This is a genomic window from Pseudomonas sp. B33.4, assembly GCF_034555375.1.
GTDB lineage: Bacteria > Pseudomonadota > Gammaproteobacteria > Pseudomonadales > Pseudomonadaceae > Aquipseudomonas.
In genome coordinates this window covers 5,900,001-5,917,245 of the sequence record NZ_CP140706.1, presented here as the reverse complement: position 1 = coordinate 5,917,245, position 17,245 = coordinate 5,900,001, and the positions used below count along the sequence as shown (strand labels likewise).

At 58.0% G+C, this 17,245-nt stretch carries 18 protein-coding genes; 8 read left to right on the top strand and 10 right to left on the bottom strand.

All coding sequences use genetic code 11. The annotated features are described in order from the left end of the window. Positions 1-137: 137 nt before the first annotated feature. On the bottom strand, positions 138-2,045 hold the full coding sequence (gene estP, locus U6037_RS26265; protein ID WP_322845000.1) for an esterase EstP: 1,908 nt from the start codon (positions 2,043-2,045) through the stop codon (positions 138-140). Positions 2,046-2,453: 408 nt separating this feature from the next. On the opposite strand from estP, the gene U6037_RS26260 reads away from it, so the two are divergent. From U6037_RS26260 to U6037_RS26245, 4 genes are all read left to right on the top strand, one after another. After that, complete coding sequence (locus tag U6037_RS26260; protein ID WP_322844999.1) at positions 2,454-3,047, top strand: aminodeoxychorismate/anthranilate synthase component II; 594 nt, start codon at positions 2,454-2,456, stop codon at positions 3,045-3,047. Positions 3,048-3,056: 9 nt separating this feature from the next. Next, complete coding sequence (trpD, locus tag U6037_RS26255) at positions 3,057-4,106, top strand: anthranilate phosphoribosyltransferase (protein WP_150693827.1); 1,050 nt, start codon at positions 3,057-3,059, stop codon at positions 4,104-4,106. Beyond that, entirely contained in the window at positions 4,103-4,939 is an 837-nt protein-coding gene (gene trpC / locus U6037_RS26250) for an indole-3-glycerol phosphate synthase TrpC (RefSeq protein WP_316917193.1), read from the top strand. The genes trpD and trpC overlap by 4 nt, the downstream gene beginning before the upstream one ends. A 135-nt stretch (positions 4,940-5,074) precedes the next feature. Then, positions 5,075-5,776 carry a lipoate--protein ligase family protein gene (locus U6037_RS26245; RefSeq protein ID WP_322844998.1) on the top strand — a complete coding sequence of 234 codons (702 nt, stop codon included), beginning with the start codon at positions 5,075-5,077 and terminating at the stop codon, positions 5,774-5,776. A 9-nt stretch (positions 5,777-5,785) separates the two neighbouring features. On the opposite strand, the gene crp is transcribed toward U6037_RS26245, so the two are convergent. Further along, positions 5,786-6,430, bottom strand: coding sequence for a cAMP-activated global transcriptional regulator CRP (gene crp, locus U6037_RS26240; RefSeq protein ID WP_008088598.1), 645 nt, complete (start codon positions 6,428-6,430; stop codon positions 5,786-5,788). 236 nt (positions 6,431-6,666) lie between these two features. Between crp and U6037_RS26235 the strand changes: the two genes are divergently transcribed. Together U6037_RS26235 and speD are read left to right on the top strand one after the other, a co-directional pair. Next, the gene (locus U6037_RS26235; protein WP_003228794.1) at positions 6,667-7,089 is read left to right on the top strand and encodes an OsmC family protein; all 423 of its coding nucleotides are present in this window, start codon (positions 6,667-6,669) and stop codon (positions 7,087-7,089) included. 237 nt (positions 7,090-7,326) lie between these two features. Then, on the top strand, positions 7,327-8,121 hold the full coding sequence (gene speD, locus U6037_RS26230; RefSeq protein ID WP_322844997.1) for an adenosylmethionine decarboxylase: 795 nt from the start codon (positions 7,327-7,329) through the stop codon (positions 8,119-8,121). Positions 8,122-8,239: 118 nt separating this feature from the next. Here the strand turns inward: speD and coq7 are convergent, their stop codons facing one another. The 6 genes from coq7 to hemJ all read right to left on the bottom strand — a co-directional run bounded on the left by coq7 (position 8,240) and on the right by hemJ (position 12,817). After that, positions 8,240-8,887, bottom strand: coding sequence for a 2-polyprenyl-3-methyl-6-methoxy-1,4-benzoquinone monooxygenase (gene coq7 / locus U6037_RS26225; protein ID WP_008077993.1), 648 nt, complete (start codon positions 8,885-8,887; stop codon positions 8,240-8,242). Positions 8,888-9,087: 200 nt separating this feature from the next. Next, complete coding sequence (locus U6037_RS26220) at positions 9,088-9,426, bottom strand: histidine triad nucleotide-binding protein (RefSeq protein ID WP_127647765.1); 339 nt, start codon at positions 9,424-9,426, stop codon at positions 9,088-9,090. A gap of 81 nt (positions 9,427-9,507) precedes the next feature. After that, positions 9,508-10,296, bottom strand: a complete 789-nt coding sequence (locus U6037_RS26215; RefSeq protein WP_322844996.1) for an SDR family oxidoreductase — start codon at positions 10,294-10,296, stop codon at positions 9,508-9,510. A gap of 61 nt (positions 10,297-10,357) precedes the next feature. Next, on the bottom strand, positions 10,358-11,308 hold the full coding sequence (locus U6037_RS26210; protein ID WP_322844995.1) for a DUF805 domain-containing protein: 951 nt from the start codon (positions 11,306-11,308) through the stop codon (positions 10,358-10,360). Positions 11,309-11,386: 78 nt separating this feature from the next. Then, entirely contained in the window at positions 11,387-12,355 is a 969-nt protein-coding gene (locus U6037_RS26205; protein ID WP_322844994.1) for a nitronate monooxygenase family protein, read from the bottom strand. Positions 12,356-12,388: 33 nt separating this feature from the next. Next, entirely contained in the window at positions 12,389-12,817 is a 429-nt protein-coding gene (hemJ, locus tag U6037_RS26200) for a protoporphyrinogen oxidase HemJ (protein ID WP_034155111.1), read from the bottom strand. Positions 12,818-12,951: 134 nt separating this feature from the next. Between hemJ and argC the strand changes: the two genes are divergently transcribed. Together argC and erpA are read left to right on the top strand one after the other, a co-directional pair. Then, positions 12,952-13,986: an N-acetyl-gamma-glutamyl-phosphate reductase gene (gene argC / locus U6037_RS26195; protein ID WP_322844993.1), complete on the top strand. Its 1,035-nt coding sequence runs from the start codon at positions 12,952-12,954 to the stop codon at positions 13,984-13,986. 168 nt (positions 13,987-14,154) lie between these two features. Further along, complete coding sequence (gene erpA / locus U6037_RS26190) at positions 14,155-14,505, top strand: iron-sulfur cluster insertion protein ErpA (RefSeq protein WP_008077999.1); 351 nt, start codon at positions 14,155-14,157, stop codon at positions 14,503-14,505. 75 nt (positions 14,506-14,580) lie between these two features. Here the strand turns inward: erpA and U6037_RS26185 are convergent, their stop codons facing one another. Further along, entirely contained in the window at positions 14,581-15,672 is a 1,092-nt protein-coding gene (locus U6037_RS26185) for an anhydro-N-acetylmuramic acid kinase (protein ID WP_322844992.1), read from the bottom strand. Between the two features lie 3 nt (positions 15,673-15,675). Next, entirely contained in the window at positions 15,676-17,100 is a 1,425-nt protein-coding gene (locus tag U6037_RS26180; protein ID WP_322844991.1) for a peptidoglycan DD-metalloendopeptidase family protein, read from the bottom strand. Between the last annotated feature and the right edge of the window lie 145 nt (positions 17,101-17,245).

The following is a 17,245-nucleotide window of genomic DNA, read 5'->3' as shown; positions in this document are numbered from 1 at the left end:
CGATTGCGGATTAACATTCAACAGATTTGTTGACTGACCCACCGCTATCGCGAGCAGGCTCACTCCTACATTTTGATCTGTGTTCGGCAATAAAAAAGCGGCGCCTGTGAGGGCGCCGCTTTTTTTGTGCCTGCGGTTTAGAAGTCCAGCACAACCCCGACATTCACACCCTGCTGGGTAAAATCATCATCCTTGCGCAACGAATACCCGCCGCGCAGCGCCAGATCAGCCGTCAGTTTGTGGCTCACGCCCAGACTCAAACGGTTCAAATGACTTTGCGGGGTATAGCCCTCAAGCTTGAAGTCATTGGCCGGCAAGGTATTGAGCGCGATGCGGACCTTCTGCACGTCATCTTCGTACTCACGCTCGTGAGCGTACTCGCCGAACACCTGAGTTTGCGGGGTAATGTTGTACTTGCCCTGCAAGCCCAGACCCAGGCGTTTCGAGTCGCGGGTCTGATCATCGAAGGTCAACGCTGTGGCACGGTTGCTTTTCTCTGAATAACCATCGACATCAACGCTGGCGTAATCGGCACTGACGAACGGTGACAGATGCCACTCGCTGCCCGGCTGGGCAATGTCGTAACCGACACGGGTGCTGAAAGCCCACAGGCTGCCGTCGGTATCGCCTTTTTCCGCACCTTCGCTGACGCCCAGATCAAACTTGCGCTTGAGGTTGTCGTAGTCGAGTTTGCCGCCGGTCAACGCCGCGTCAGCCCACCAGCGGTTCTGCTGAAACTGGGCAAATGCCGTGGCCATGTAGCTGTTGAGTTTGTAGTCCGAGTCGTTGTGCCCGGCCTCCAGGTTCTGCCGGTAGAAACCGCCAGCGACACCGACGCGCCAAGCCTCATTCAAGCGATAGCTGCCACCGACGTTGAGGTTGTAACCGCTGCCATCGGCGCTGACGCCGCTGCTTTGGCTGTCGACATCCAGATGCTGGCCGCCAGCCGAAACAATGGCGCGCCATTGGCCGACCGCTTGCCAGTTCTCCCAGTCTGCCTGCCATTGGTTGCGCAGTTCGTCTTGGTGCGCGCGCACGGTGGCGTGGGCCATTTCCGGCAACAGCGTCAGTTCCCAAGGTGCGGCGAGGAGGGAGTAGGCGTAGTCGGAGATCAGCTTTTGTCCGGCTTCGGTCGGGTGTACACCGTCGTTGTATATCAGCTTGGTCGGGTCGGGTGTCGCACTGTTGATCCCGTAACGAGCGTTCTCGGTGCAACCGCTGCCACTGAAGCAGGTCGCGGTCAGGTTCTGATCGGTGGCGAGGCCAAAGCGCCCAGGATCGGCAAACACTTCCGAGAGCAGCACCGGAATGTTCAGCGGAATGACTTCGGCGTTGATGCCTTGCAGGCGTGTGACCAACTGGCTGTTGAACTGGGTGGCGAGCTGGCTGCTGAAGGCTTGCAGGGGCGTACCGTTGATGGCTGGCGTCAGGCCGACATCAGGCAACAGCCAGACCATCACGTATTTGGCGCCGGCGGTTTGCAGGGTTTGCACGCTGTCGGCCAGTCGATCGGCGGCGGCGTTGGCCTGCGGCAGGCTGAGAATGCGCCCTTGCAGGAAGTCGTTACCGCCGCCAGAGATGTAATACAGCGCATTCGGGTCAGCGCGAAAGCCGTTCGATGGCAGGTAACCGGCACGGGTGCGCTCGCCGGTGGCGGATTGCGTCGTGATCGAGTCAAGAATCTGGTCGGTACGATAACCGCCCACGGCCCAGTTGTTGCCGTCGGCCTGGCCGTTTTCGGCACGCACTGCCGAGCTGGAAGAGGCTGTCTGGTCTGGCGAAAAGCCAAGGCGTCCGCCGAGCAACTGCGTGGAATTCAATGAATACAGTTCACCGCTGCCATCCTGATAAACCGGCCCGGTCCGGTTGGTGTATCGCTCGGTGGAGCCGGCCGGTCCGCCAGTGTCGGCGAAGGTTCCGGCGTCATTCAGACTGTCGCCGAAAACTATGAAATTCGAATAGGGATTGGGTGCAGCATTGGCCTGAGCACAAGCCAGTGCGAGCAGGCAGCCAGCCAGCGGTACAAACAACGTCTGTTTGATCATGAGCAAGTCCGTTTATTTATTGTTGTAGGTGAACGAAACGACAGTACCAAAAACTCCCGGCGTTTTGCCATCGGTCGCGAATCCTCCCCAGCTTTTATCTCCCGCAGCCCCGGCCATATTGCACGCTCCGCCCAGCTAAGTTACTGTGCCGGAACGTATGAACGAGACCTTCCCCGTGTTGATCACCAGCAAACTTCTGGATCAAGTCATCAAGGCACACGCCCGCTGGCGTTGGCGCGCCTGAATCTTTTCTGCCGGCCCCGCCGGATCTGTATCGCTTTGCCTTCCTTGCCTGTTTGAAATGCCGCTGTGCCGACGTATCTTCCTGCGTCCGACATCGTGCAGCGCCCTGCGGGCAAGTGATCTGAAGGCTGTTTTCAAATCAGAATTCAAGAGGTTCGACACGCCATGTTGCTGATGATCGACAACTACGACTCCTTTACTTACAACGTTGTGCAATACCTCGGCGAGCTGGGTGCCGACGTAAAAGTCGTGCGCAACGACGAACTGACCATCGCTGAAATCGAAGCGCTCAAGCCTGAGCGCATCGTCGTATCGCCAGGTCCTTGCACGCCGACCGAAGCTGGCATCTCCATCGAAGCCATCAAACACTTCGCCGGCAAGCTGCCGATCCTCGGTGTCTGCCTTGGCCACCAGTCCATCGGCCAGGCTTTTGGCGGCGATGTAGTCCGCGCCCGCCAAGTGATGCACGGTAAGACTAGTCCGGTATTCCACGAGGACAAGGGCGTTTTCGCCGGCCTCAATCATCCGCTGACCGTCACCCGCTACCACTCGCTGATCGTCAAGCACGCGACGTTGCCTGATTGCCTGGAGCTGACCGCGTGGACGCAACACGATGACGGCTCGGTCGACGAAATCATGGGCCTGCGGCACAAGACCCTGAACATTGAGGGCGTACAGTTCCACCCCGAGTCGATCCTGACTGAACAGGGCCATGAGCTGTTTGCCAACTTCCTCAAACAAACCGGCGGCACGCGCTAAGGACTTCCCATGAATATCAAGACAGCCCTGAGCCGTATCGTCGAACACCTCGACCTCAGCACCGATGAAATGCGCGACGTGATGCGCGAAATCATGACCGGCCAATGCACCGACGCGCAGATCGGCGCGTTCATGATGGCCATGCGCATGAAGAGCGAAAGCATCGACGAGATCGTCGGCGCCGTGTCGGTGATGCGTGAGCTGGCCGATCAGGTTGAACTGAAGACCCTTGATGGCGTGGTCGATGTGGTCGGTACCGGCGGTGACGGTGCAAACATCTTCAACGTGTCGACCGCTTCTTCGTTCGTCGTCGCGGCAGCCGGTTGCACCGTGGCCAAACACGGCAACCGTGCGGTCTCGGGCAAGAGCGGCAGCGCCGATTTGCTCGAAGCCGCCGGTATCTATTTGAACCTGACGCCGGTGCAGGTCGCGCGTTGCATCGACAACGTCGGCATCGGTTTCATGTTTGCCCAGACCCACCACAAAGCCATGAAGTACGCCGCCGGCCCGCGCCGCGATCTTGGCTTGCGTACGCTGTTCAACATGCTCGGCCCGCTTACGAATCCGGCCGGTGTGAAGCATCAGGTAGTGGGCGTATTCAACAAGGCGCTGTGCCGGCCACTGGCCGAAGTCTTGCAGCGTCTGGGCAGCAAGCATGTGCTGGTGGTGCATTCGAAGGACGGTCTGGACGAGTTCAGTCTCGCTGCGCCGACTTTTGTCGCCGAGCTGAAAAACAACGAGATCAGCGAATATTGGGTCGAGCCCGAAGATCTGGGCATGAAGAGCCAGAGTTTGCACGGTCTGTCGGTCGACGGCCCGGAAGCCTCGCTGGCGCTGATCCGCGATGCTCTCGGCAAGCGCAAAACCGAAAACGGCCAGAAAGCCGCCGAAATGATTGTGCTCAATGCCGGTGCAGCGCTGTATGCCGCTGACGTGGCCAGCAGTTTGAAACAGGGCGTCGAGCTTGCGCACGACGCGCTGCACACCGGTCTCGCTCGGGAAAAACTCGAGGAGCTGGGTGCCTTTACCGCGGTATTCAGAGTGGAGAATGAGGGATGAGTGTACCGACGGTTCTGGAAAACATTCTGGCGCGCAAAGTTCAGGAAGTCGCCGAGCGTAGTGCTCGCGTCAGCCTGAGCGAGCTGGAAAGTCTGGCCAAGGCGGCCGATGCACCCCGTGGCTTTGCCCAGGCATTGCTGGCGCAGGCGAAGAAGAAACAGCCTGCGGTGATTGCCGAAATCAAAAAGGCTTCGCCAAGCAAAGGCGTGATCCGCGAGAACTTCGTTCCCGCCGACATCGCCAAAAGCTATGAGAAGGGTGGGGCGACTTGTCTTTCCGTACTGACCGACATCGATTACTTCCAGGGCGCCGATGCGTACCTGCAACAGGCTCGTGCCGCGTGCAGCCTGCCGGTGATCCGCAAGGACTTCATGATTGATCCTTACCAGATCGTTGAAGCCCGTGCGCTGGGCGCCGACTGTGTGCTGTTGATCGTCTCCGCACTCGATGACGTGAAAATGGCCGAGCTGGCCGCCGTCGCCAAAAGCGTCGGTCTCGATGTGCTGGTCGAAGTACACGATGGCGATGAGCTGGAGCGTGCATTGAAAACCCTCGACACACCGCTGGTCGGGGTCAACAACCGCAATCTGCACACCTTCGACGTCAGCCTGGAAACCACCCTCGACCTGCTGCCGCGCATTCCGCGCGATCGTCTGGTAATTACCGAGAGCGGTATCCTCAATCGTGCTGATGTCGAACTGATGGAAATCAGCGACGTGTACTCGTTCCTCGTCGGTGAAGCGTTCATGCGTGCGGAAAATCCGGGCACTGAACTGCAGCGTCTGTTCTTCCCGGAGCGTGGCGTGTCGATCAGCGGTTCGACCCTCGACTGATTCGCTCCAGACCGAGTCGACGCCATCGCGAGCAGGCTCACTCCTACAGGGGAACGCGTTCCAATTGTAGGAGTGAGCCTGCTCGCGATGAGGTACTAGAAATCCCCAAAGATTCCAGATCTGCCGGAGCCTTCCATGTCGCTGCCAACCCCCCTGACCATCGAAGCCGGCCTGCAAGCCGAACAGGATTTGCTGGCCTCGGTCTGCGCCGGCGACTCAGAATTCGGCCTCCTATTCTGGCAACCCAGCGATCGCGCCCTGGTCATGCCGCGCCGCCTCAATCGTCTGCCCGGTTTCGAGCATGCCTGCGAAGTCTCCGCCGCTGCCGGTTGGCCGGTCCTGTTACGTGAAACCGGTGGCGAACCCGTCCCGCAATCTGCCGCGACAATCAATATCGCTCTGGTCTACGCGCCACCACGCAGCGAAGGCGACCTGAACCGTATCGAAACCGGCTACCGTCGTCTCTGCGATCCGATCTGCCAATTACTGGATGAGTTGGGCGGTGTCTCGTCGTTGGGTGAAATCGACGGTGCGTTCTGCGACGGTCGCTTCAACGTCAATCTCGACGGCCGCAAAATGGTCGGTACCGCTCAGCGCTGGCGACAGAGTCAGGGCGGACAGCGTCCGGTCGGTCTGGTGCACGGGGCGATGCTGATGGATGACGAGCGCGAATCGATGGTTGCAGCGGTCAATCGCTTCAACGAAGCGTGCGGCCTGGAGCAGCGGGTGCGGGCGCAGAGCCACATTGCCCTGCACGAGAAATTCAACGCGCCACAAGCCTTGGCGCGTCTCGATGAGCTGTTTCGTCTGATGCTGGCGCAGATGTACAGCGCCTGAGTTTCGGCTTTAACGGGTACCGAAGACCACCATGGTCTTGCCTTTCACATCGACCAGATTGCGTTCCTCAAGATCCTTGAGCACGCGACCGACCATTTCCCGCGAACAACCAACAATCCGACCGATTTCCTGACGGGTCACCTTGATCTGCATGCCGTCCGGGTGAGTCATAGCGTCGGGCTGCTTGCACAACTCCAGCAGGCAGCGGGCAACACGACCGGTCACATCGAAGAACGCCAGATCGCCAACCTTGCGCGTGGTGTTGCGCAGACGTTGTGCGATTTGTCCGCTGAGTACGTAAAGAATGTCCGGATCCTGTTGCGACAATTCGCGGAACTTGGCGTAGCTGATTTCCGCGGTTTCACATTCGACCTTGGCCCGCACCCAGGCGCTGCGCTCTTGCTCTTGGCCGGCTTGTTCGAACAGGCCCAGTTCGCCAAAGAAATCCCCGGCATTGAGGTAAGCGATGATCATCTCGCGGCCGTCGTCATCTTCGATCAGGATCGTCACCGAGCCCTTGATGATGAAGTACAGCGTGTCGGAGCGATCACCCGCACAGATGATGTTGCTCTTGGCCGCATGGCGACGGCGCTGACAATGCATCAACAGCTTGTCGAGGTTCTTGATTTTGGGTGTGGGGGTAATAGCAACCATGGTTGTATCCCGAAAAGACTGCACGGTGATGTTTGATTTTTTTATGAGGCGCTGAAGGCGGTCGCTACACAGCTGGCATGGGCGCCAGCGAATTGGCGCCAGCTTAACAGACACTTCGTCGAAAATTCGAGAAATTACCTACGCCGCAGAGGCATCCGTCCTAGGAACGCCGCCGCTGCCCGAACAAAGCCCTGTGCTAAGCTGGCGACCCTTTTTTCTACAGTGGAGTCTTGGCGATGAAGGCACGCATCCAATGGGCTGGCGAAGCCATGTTCCTCGGCGAATCCGGCAGCGGTCATGTTGTGGTCATGGACGGTCCGCCGGACGCCGGTGGTCGCAATCTGGGTGTTCGCCCAATGGAAATGCTCCTGCTCGGTGTTGGCGGTTGCAGCAACTTCGACGTGGTCAGCATTCTGAAAAAGTCCCGCCAGGCCGTTGAAAGCTGCGAAGCCTTCCTCGAAGCCGAGCGCGCGACCGAAGATCCAAAGGTATTCACCAAGATCCACATGCACTTTGTGGTCAAGGGCCGTGGCTTGAAAGAAGCTCAGGTCAAACGTGCCATCGAGTTGTCTGCAGAGAAGTATTGCTCGGCCTCGATCATGCTCGGCGCGGCTGGCGTGGCGATCACTCACGATTACGAAATCGTCGAACTCGGTTGAACCGACATTCAACTATCATAAAAGCAGTGCAGACTCTGGCGATCCCCCGCTGACGTCTGCATAATGCGCCACTTTTTTCAGGGCAGTGATCGGTCAGCCGACGGATCAGCCGCCTGAACAGATAACCAAAATCGCCATCGCGAAGAGGTGTTAACCGTCCTACGCAGGTGCGTTGTTCGCACTTGACGGGCATGCTTGATCACGCGGCTGCGCCGCATACATAGAGAGTTTTTAACGGTGAAAAGCAAACTCAAGCTCCACGGGTTCAATAACCTGACAAAGACCTTGAGCTTCAACATCTATGACATCTGCTACGCGGAAACCCCGCAAGACCAGCAGGCTTACGTCGAGTACATCAATCAAGAGTACAACGCGAAACGCCTGACGCAGATTCTCACAGAAGTTGTCGAGATCATTGGTGCCAACATCCTGAACATTGCCAGTCAGGACTACGAGCCTCAGGGTGCCAGCGTCACGATTCTGATTTCTGAAGAGCCGGTGACCCCGACTGAAAGTCAGATCGAAGAATCCCCGGGTCCATTGCCCGAAATCATCCTGGCCCACCTCGACAAGAGTCACATCACGGTGCACACCTATCCGGAGATCCATCCGGACGCTGGTATTGCGACTTTCCGTGTGGACATCGACGTGTCGACCTGTGGCGTAATTTCACCGTTGAAAGCGCTCAACTTCCTCATTCACCAGTTCGATTCGGACATTGTGACTGTGGATTACCGTGTGCGCGGCTTCACCCGTGACGTTGAAGGCAACAAGCACTTCATCGACCACGAGATCAATTCGATCCAGAACTACCTTTCCGAAGACACTCGCGACGCGTACCAGATGACCGACGTGAACGTGTATCAGGAAAACCTGTTCCACACCAAAATGTTGCTGAAGAACTTCGAACTGGACAACTACCTGTTCGGCGACGCCACCAGCAATCTGTCACCTGAGCAACGGGCTCAGGTGACCGACCGGGTGAAACATGAAATGCTCGAAATCTTCTACGCGCGCAACATGCCGACCTAAGATTCCCGGGTACAAAAAAGGCGACTGTCTCAGGGCAGTCGCCTTTTTTATTGCTGGAAAAGATAATCCTGTGGGAGCGAGCCTGCTCGCGAAGGGGGACCCAGCGTCAAAACGGATCTCAGATCCGATAAGTACTCTTGGTCATCACCTTCGCCAAAATACTCATCCCGAACTTCACCGGCGCCGGAAAACGGAAGCCGCCCGCCTCCAGCGCGCTTTCCGCGTGATGTTCTTCATCAATGCGCATCTGCTCCAGAATCGCTCGGGACTTTTCATCTTCGGCCGGCAACTGTTCCAGGTGCTCATTCAAATGTTTGCACACCTGATGCTCGGTTGCCGCGACAAACCCGAGGCTGACCTTATCGCTGATCAGCCCGGCCACTGCGCCAATCCCGAACGACATCCCGTAAAACAATGGGTTGAGCACACTGGTGTGGCTACCCAACTGATGGATGCGCTGTTCGCACCAGACCAGATGATCAATCTCTTCTTCGGCTGCGTGCTCCATGGCTTCGCGAACCTGGGGCAGCTTGGCGGTCAGCGCCTGTCCCTGATACAGCGCCTGGGCGCAGACTTCACCGGTATGGTTGATGCGCATCAGGCCGGCGACATGGCGGGTGTCTTCATCGCTCATCTGCGTGTCCGGCTGCAAAATCGCTGGCGACGGACGGTACGGCTGGCCACTGAAAGGCAGCAGGGTACGCATCGCGGCATCGGCTTGCAGCAGAAGACGGTCAATCGGCGAGTAGTGACGTTGGGTAGTCATGCTGACCTCCGGAAAGAATCTCGGCGGCCAGTTTAACTGAATCGGCCGGGGAAGGTTTGCGCTGGGTCATCAGTCACACTGGATGTGCTTTTTGCTTTATGTAGGAGCCGCCGAAGGCTGCGATCTTTTGATCTTGTTTTTGATACTCGAAGATCAAAAGATCGCAGCCTTCGGCGGCTCCTACACAGGTTTGCTGGATATTAGCCCGGTGGCCAGTTCATCTGCCGTTGACCGAGTACGTGCATATGAATGTGGTAGACAGTTTGCCCACCCTGCTCATTGCAGTTCATCACCACGCGGAAACCTTCCTCGCAGCCCAGTTCCAGCGCCAGACGCTGCGCAGTGAACAGGATATGCCCGGCCAAAGCCTTGTCGTCTTCGGTCAAATCATTGAGGGTGCGCACCGGTTTTTTCGGAATCACCAAAAAATGTACGGGTGCCTGAGGGGCGATATCGTGGAACGCCAGGACCTGATCGTCCTCGTAAATGATCTTGGCCGGGATTTCCCGGTTGATGATCTTGGTGAACAGAGTATCCACTGCTGTTTTCTCCGTTGTTTGGGCTGGTCTGAGTGTACTCAGGGCGGCTAATCCCGCCCAGTGTTTTACCTGTAGGACAATTCAGCGCGGGCAGTAAGCCTTGTTGACCATGCCGACAATGGTGCGGTTGAGCCAGCGCGAACCGAGTCGAGGCAAAAAGGCGAACCAGCGGTTGCGCCGCCCTGGAATGATGATCGCCCGGTTCTTGTCGAGGGCGCGCACGGTGTACAGCGCGACTTCCTCAGGGCTCATCAGCAATTTGCTGTCTTTGAATTTGTCGCTGTTCAGTTGCGCCGTACGGAAAAATGCCGTTCGCGTCGGGCCGGGGCAGAGCACCGAAACCTTTACAGCACTTTGTTTCAGCTCAACTCGCAAGGCTTCGGAGAAGTGCAGCACATACGCCTTGCTGGCGTAGTAGGTGCTCATCCATGGGCCGGGATTGAACGCGGCCACCGAGGCGACATTGAGAATCTGCCCGCCGCCTTGCAGCGCCATGCTGTTGCCGATGGCGTGGCAAAGGCGGGTGAGGGCGAGAATGTTTACTTCGATCAGATCCTGCTCGGTCATCCAGTCTTGCGCAAGGAACGGGCCGCAGGTGCCGATACCGGCGCAATTGACCAGCAAGTCGATTTGCCGATCACCTTCTTCGAGCTCCAGCAGGAAGCCGGACAGACGCAACGGCTCGCCCAGATCGCAGGCGCGGAACAGCACTTCAACACCGAAGCGTTGGGTCAACTCGATCGCAATACTTTCCAGCTGATCACGCTGTCGAGCCACCAGAATCAGGCTGCGGCCGCGCCGGGCCAGTGCTTCGGCCATGGCCAGGCCGATGCCGCTCGAGGCGCCAGTGATCAGAGCGTAACGGGTCATGCAATTCTCCATCGCAACAGCTCCGCGCCAGCGACGCGGGTGTCACGGCGGGGAGCGCTGTTCATTCTTTTGCAGAGTCTACAGGGGCCTGCGCCGCTTCGGCTGCTTCGTCGGCGGAATCCACGGGTGATTCGACCTCTACTTCGACTTCATCAGTCGTCACCGAGCCACTTTCGTAGCGGCTTTCCAGGTTGCTTTCGTATTCCTGCTGAATGGCCGAGATCCCGCCGAGCATTCCACCGGCAAAGATCAGCGCGAAAAACACGATCCACAGTGAGCACAAGACTTTTACTGCGGTGCTGTTGGGCGGCGGCGGTGGGCCGTAGCGGTTGGCGCCGTTGTTGCCCGGCACGACCATGATGACCAGCGGGAAGAAGCTGCCCACGAACGGCACCAGGTTCAGCAGCCAGAGCCAACCCGACCAGCCGATGTCGTGCAGGCGTTGAACGCTGAACAGAATGCTGACGATCAGGAAGGCGATAAACAGGAAGAAGGCGAAGATCCCGCCGATGATCAGACCAGTGGTGGAGTCGCCACTGACCAACCCCAGCGCCAGCAGAGCGAACACGCCGATGATGGGCAGGGTCACCAGGCTCAGCACCATTGTCCACGCCAGAAAACGCAGACGTCCGATTCGTCCTTCGACACTGAACGGCTTGAGTTCGGCAAACTCCGGCAGACGTTCGCCAACGCTGGCGCGAGGTGGTGCATAAGGGGAATCAGGTTCCGCCGCAGCCGAAGCATGCTCATGAACATCGGCCAGGTTCAGCTCGATGGCTGTTTCTGCTTCGATCCTTGCGTCGATTCCGGTTTTGCTCAGCGCTTGCAGGTAAGCCTGCGCATCGCTGTGGGACAAATCGCGTTTAAGTGCGACGGCGCGACCATTGAACAGGCGCTCGATCGCGGCGACTTCGCTTTTGAACAGATCCGCCAGATTGAGTTTGGCGGTTGTGATATCGACACCGGGCTGCAGAGCACCGTCGAATACGATCTTGTAACGGGGTTCGCTCATGGCCGAGGCATCCTTGTCGCGAAGAGATTGAAAGGTCAGCAGTGTAAGGCCAGTCCGACGGGGCTGGCCTGGTTTTTCTTAGCGTGGCCAGTGTTTCGTCAGCTGCGCCGCGTTTTCCTGTGCCTGACGATATTCCGCGTCCAGTCGCGCGATCAATTGATCCACGTTCGGCAGGTCATCGATCTGCCCTACGCCTTGACCGGCAGACCACACGGTTTTCCAGGCTTTGGCTTCATCGCTGATCGGCTTGAGCTTGTCGCCGAAGTTCACTTCGCCTTTGCCTTGCAGAGCGGCCATATCGAAACCGGCGGACTCAAGGCTCTGGCGCATAAAACTCGCCGGCACTCCCGACACCGCTGGAGTATGAATGATGTCCGCAGCCTTGGCTGTCAGCAGCATCTCCTTGTACGCGTCAGGCGCATGACTTTCCGTGGTGCCGATAAATCGCGTACCGAAGTAGGCCAAATCCGCGCCAAGCAGTTGAGCTGCGAGAATCTCATGGCCATGGTTCAAACATCCTGCAAGCAACAGCGTCTTGTCGAAGAACTGCCGAATCTCGGCGATCAGCGCAAACGGGCTCCAGGTCCCGGCATGACCGCCGGCGCCGGCCGCGACGGCGATCAAGCCGTCGACACCGGCCTCAGCCGCTTTCTCGGCGTGGCGGCGAGTGGTCACGTCATGGAATACCAGACCACCATAGCTGTGCACCGCGTCGACCAACTCCTTCACCGCGCCGAGACTGGTGATGACGATCGGCACTTTGTGTTCGACGCAGATGTTCAGGTCCGCCTGCAGGCGCGGGTTGCTGTTGTGCACGATCAGGTTCACCGCATACGGCGCCGGGTTATCCAGTGTCGCCAGTCCCGCTTCGATCTGTTCCAGCCAGGCTTTGAAGCCGCTGCTTTCGCGCTGGTTCAGTGCCGGAAAACTGCCGACCACGCCATTGCGGCAGCAGGCGAGCACCAGCTCAGGATTGGAAATCAGAAACATCGGCGCGGCCACCACAGGCAGGCGCAGGCGTTGTTCGAGCAAAGCGGGCAGCGACATGATGAATACCCCAAAGATCTGTTCTTGTTGAAGTTAGAACGGCTTGACCACGACCAGAATTACGATAGCCAGCAATATCAGAACCGGAACTTCATTGAACCAGCGATAAAAGACATGGCTGCGGGTGTTTTCGCCACGGGCAAAACGTTTTACCTGTGCGCCGCACATGTGGTGGTAGCCGATCAGTAATACGACGAGAGTCAGTTTTGCGTGTATCCAGCCACCCATGCTGAAGATGCTTGGGTTGAGGTAGATCAGCCAGCCGCCGAAGATCAGCGTGGCGATCATTGCCGGGCCCATGATGCCGCGATACAACTTGCGCTCCATGACGCTGAAGCGTTCCTTGCTGATCGTGTCTTCGCTTTGCGCGTGATAAACAAACAGTCGCGGCAAGTAGAACAGCCCGGCAAACCAGCAAACGATGCTGACAATGTGAAAAGCTTTGATCCATAGATAGAGCATTTTTAGTTATTTCCTTAATCACGGTAGGCCAGATAGTAGAGGCTTGAGCGTCCGCACGTCACCTTGACGGTTGTCGCAGGCGCGCGCGGCCCCTATTATCGACGGCTTTCCAGTGGGTTCTTTGAGGGCAGGTCATGGTCAAGGTCGGTATCGTCGGCGGCACGGGTTACACCGGTGTCGAATTGCTGCGTCTGTTGGCACAGCATCCGCAGGCAGAAGTGGTGGTGATCACTTCCCGATCCGAGGCCGGTCTGGCCGTGGCTGACATGTACCCGAACCTGCGCGGCCACTACGACGGCCTGGCGTTCAGCGTGCCCGACATCAAAACCCTCGGCGCTTGCGATGTGGTGTTCTTCGCCACGCCGCATGGTGTGGCTCACGCATTGGCGGGCGAACTGCTGGCGGCAGGCACCAAGGTCATCGACCTGTCGGCAGACTTCCGCCTGCAAGACGCTGAAGAATGGGCCAAATGGTACGGCCAGCCACACGGCGCGCCTGAGTTGCTGGACGAAGCGGTTTACGGTCTGCCGGAAGTCAATCGCGAGCAGATCAAGAAAGCCCGTCTGATCGCGGTGCCAGGTTGCTATCCGACCGCAACCCAGCTGGGTTTCCTGCCTTTGCTGGAGGCGGGTCTGGCTGATACTGCGCGTCTGATCGCCGACTGCAAGTCCGGCGTCAGCGGTGCCGGTCGTGGTGCGGCTGTAGGCTCCCTGTACTCCGAAACGTCGGAAAGCATGAAAGCTTACGCGGTGAAAGGTCATCGTCACCTGCCGGAAATTCGCCAGGGCCTGCGTCGTGCGGCGGGTAAGGATGTCGGTCTGACCTTCGTTCCGCACCTGACGCCGATGATCCGTGGCATTCACTCCACACTCTACGCGACCGTGGTGGATCGTTCGGTGGATCTGCAGGCACTGTTCGAAAAGCGTTATGCCAACGAACCGTTCGTCGACGTAATGCCGGCCGGTAGCCACCCGGAAACCCGTAGCGTGCGCGGCGCCAACGTTTGCCGCGTAGCCGTTCACCGTCCTCAGGATGGCGATCTGGTGGTGGTGTTGTCGGTGATCGACAATCTGGTCAAAGGCGCGTCGGGCCAAGCGGTACAGAACATGAACATCCTGTTCGGTCTGGATGAGCGCTTCGGCCTGTCCCATGCCGGTATGCTGCCGTAACACTTTAAGTCGCATAGCAAAAAGGCCCGTCAAACGGGCCTTTTTGCATTCTGAACAGTTGATCGGGTTTATTGATATACCGTAACAATAGTTGACCGATTTTCTAGGAGAAGCGGATAATGCGCGTCATCACGCATTATGGCGGCGTAACGCCGGGAGATAGTCAGCATGAGCGTCGAATCCTTCACCCCCACGGCTTTGCAATTCACCCACGGTGCCGCGCACAAGGTGAAGAGCCTGGTCGATGAAGAGGGGAATGATCGCTTGAAGCTGCGCGTATTCGTTACGGGCGGCGGTTGTTCAGGGTTTCAATACGGTTTCACCTTCGATGAAGATGTGGCCGAGGACGACACCATCGTCGAGCGCGAAGGCGTGAGTCTGGTGGTTGATCCTATGAGCTTTCAGTACCTGGCCGGTGCTGAAGTGGATTACCAGGAAGGTCTGGAAGGTTCGCGCTTCGTGATCAAGAACCCGAACGCCACCACGACGTGTGGTTGCGGGTCTTCGTTCTCGATCTGATCGTCCTTCGCTGCAGACAACAAAACGCCGCAGAACCTTACGGTTCTGCGGCGTTTTTTGTTGCCCGTGTTTTGGTCAGTTGGGGTAGATCGCGCCGAGTACGCGCAGACCTTTGGCGCCGGTGACGCTCGGGCGGTTGGCGGCGATACCTTCGAGGCAGCAATGGGCGAGCCAGGCGAAGGCCATGGCCTCAACCCAGTCCGGATCAACACCGTGGGTCGCAGTGCTGGCGACCGTGGTGGTCGGCAGCAACTCGGCCATACGCTTCATCAGCGTGGCGTTGTGCGCGCCACCGCCGCAGACCAACAATTCTTGAGTCGCGGATTGAGCGCTTTGCAGCGACTCGACGATGGTCAGTGCGGTAAGTTCGAGCAGCGTAGCCTGCACGTTTTCAGGCGCGAAGCTCGGTAGTCGCGCAAGGTGCTGTTCCAGCCATGCAAGGTTGAACACTTCGCGGCCGGTGCTTTTCGGGCCTTTAGTCATGAAGAACGGATCGCTGAGCAGGGCTTTCAGCAAGGTTGGCTCGATTGTGCCGCTGGCAGCCCATTGTCCGTTGCGATCGTAGTTTTCACCGCGCTGCTGCTGGATCCACGCGTCCATCAGAACATTCCCCGGGCCGCAGTCGAAACCGGCTACAGGCTTGGTCGGCTCTATCAGACTCAGGTTGCTGAAACCGCCGACATTCAAGACCGCCTGATTACCGGTACGCTCTTCAAACAACGCCTCATGGAAAGCGGGTACCAAGGGTGCGCCCTGGCCCCCGGCAGCGACATCGCGGCTGCGGAAGTCGCTGACGACAGTGATGCCGGTCAATTCGGTCAGCAGGGCAGGGTTGCCGATCTGCACGGTAAAGCCGCGCGCCGGTTCATGGCGAATGGTCTGGCCGTGGCTGCCGATCGCACGAATGCTTTCGGCTTTGAGCCGCTGCTGATCGAGAAGAGTGTAAATACCCTGCGCGGCGAGCTTCACCCAGTTTTGCTGGGCAATTGCCGAGCGGGCAATTTCGTCAGGGCCGCTGGCGCACAAGCCAAGCAGCTCGGCGCGCAGTGATTCAGGCATGGGAATGTAGTGCGTGGCGATCAGCTTGATCGCCGAAGTCTGTTCGATCAGGGCAATGTCCAGACCGTCGAGGCTGGTTCCAGACATTACACCGATATACAGGGCCATGGCTTAACGCTTGCTCGAAGCCAGCATGGTGGCCTTCTCTTGATCCATGCGCGCCATCAGCGGTTGGCTCTGGGCCAGGAAACGAGCGCGCTCGGCTTTGGCAATCGGGTCAGCCATTGGCAGCTTCTGCCCCAGCGGGTCTACGTGAACGCCATTGACCTGGAACTCATAGTGCAAGTGCGGGCCGGTGGACAGGCCGGTAGTGCCGATGTAACCAATCACTTGGCCCTGTTTCACGGTACCGCCAGTCTTCACGCCTTTGGCGAACCCTTGCATGTGGCCATACAGCGTACGGTAAGTGTTGCCGTGCTGGATGATCACGGTGTTGCCGTAGCCACCGCGACGCCCGGCGAGCAAGACTTTACCGTCGCCGGCAGCCTTGATCGGCGTACCGCGTGGCGCAGCATAATCGACGCCTTTGTGGGCGCGGATCTTGTTGAGGATCGGGTGCTTGCGGCCCATGGAGAACTTCGAGCTGATGCGGGCGAAGTCCACCGGCGTACGGATGAACGCCTTGCGCATGCTATTGCCGTCAGCCGTGTAGTAGCTGCTGTTGCCTTGTTTGTTGGTGTAACGCACGGCGGTGTAGGTTTTGCCGCGGTTGGTAAAGCGTGCGGACAGGATCGGGCCGTTGCCGACTGACTTGCCGTTGACCACTTTCTGCTCGTAGATCACGTCGAATTCGTCACCCTGGCGGATGTCCTGAGCGAAGTCCACGTCATAGCCAAAGACGCTGGCCATATCCATGGTCAGGCTGTGGGACAGGCCTGCACGCGCGGCAGATTGGGAGAGCGAGCTATTGATTACGCCGTGGACATAAGCGGTGCGAACGGTAGGTTTTGCAGTGACCCGGTTGAAGGCATAACCCTTGTCATTCTTGGTCAGGGTAATGGTTTCGACGTCGCTGACCTTGCTGTGCAGGCTGGTCAGTTGGCCTTCCGGGTTCAATTCGAATTCGAGTTTTTGGCCATGTTTGAGTTGGCTGAACTGTTTGGCTTGTTTATCGCTGGCCAGAACTTCATGTACGGAAGCAGCTGGCAGGCCGACTTTTTCGAACAGCGTGGACAGCGTGTCGCCTTTGGCGACAACGACTTCGCGGTGGCCGGGAGCTTTTGTTTTCTCCGCAGCAGGCGCCGGCACAGGTGCAGCTTCAGCGGTTTGTGGGGTGTTTTCGTCACTGTTTTCGATTTGAGCAAACGGTGAAGCGACCGGCTCATTTGTGGCTTGAGCCGCATCAGCAGCGTCTTGATCCTGTGTCAGTTGTTCAGCGGGACTTTCCAGTTCAAGGCTCAGGGTCGTCTTTTTGGCTTCAACATCACTGGAAGGGAATACCAGGAGAGCCAGGCTAAGAAGGGCGGCGATTCCACTTGCGGCGAGCAGGTGGGTCTTCGGGTAAAGCGGAGGCGCTTTAGACGGTTCTGTGGTCATAGGTAATTTTGACTTTGAAAAATGATGAATTGGAAAAGATGAATGACATGATGAAGATGAAATAACTGTATAAAATATAACCAAATCATCTCTGAAGCAAGTCTACAGACAGCGCGTTTGTGGATTGGTGTCCGTGCGCCGGGCA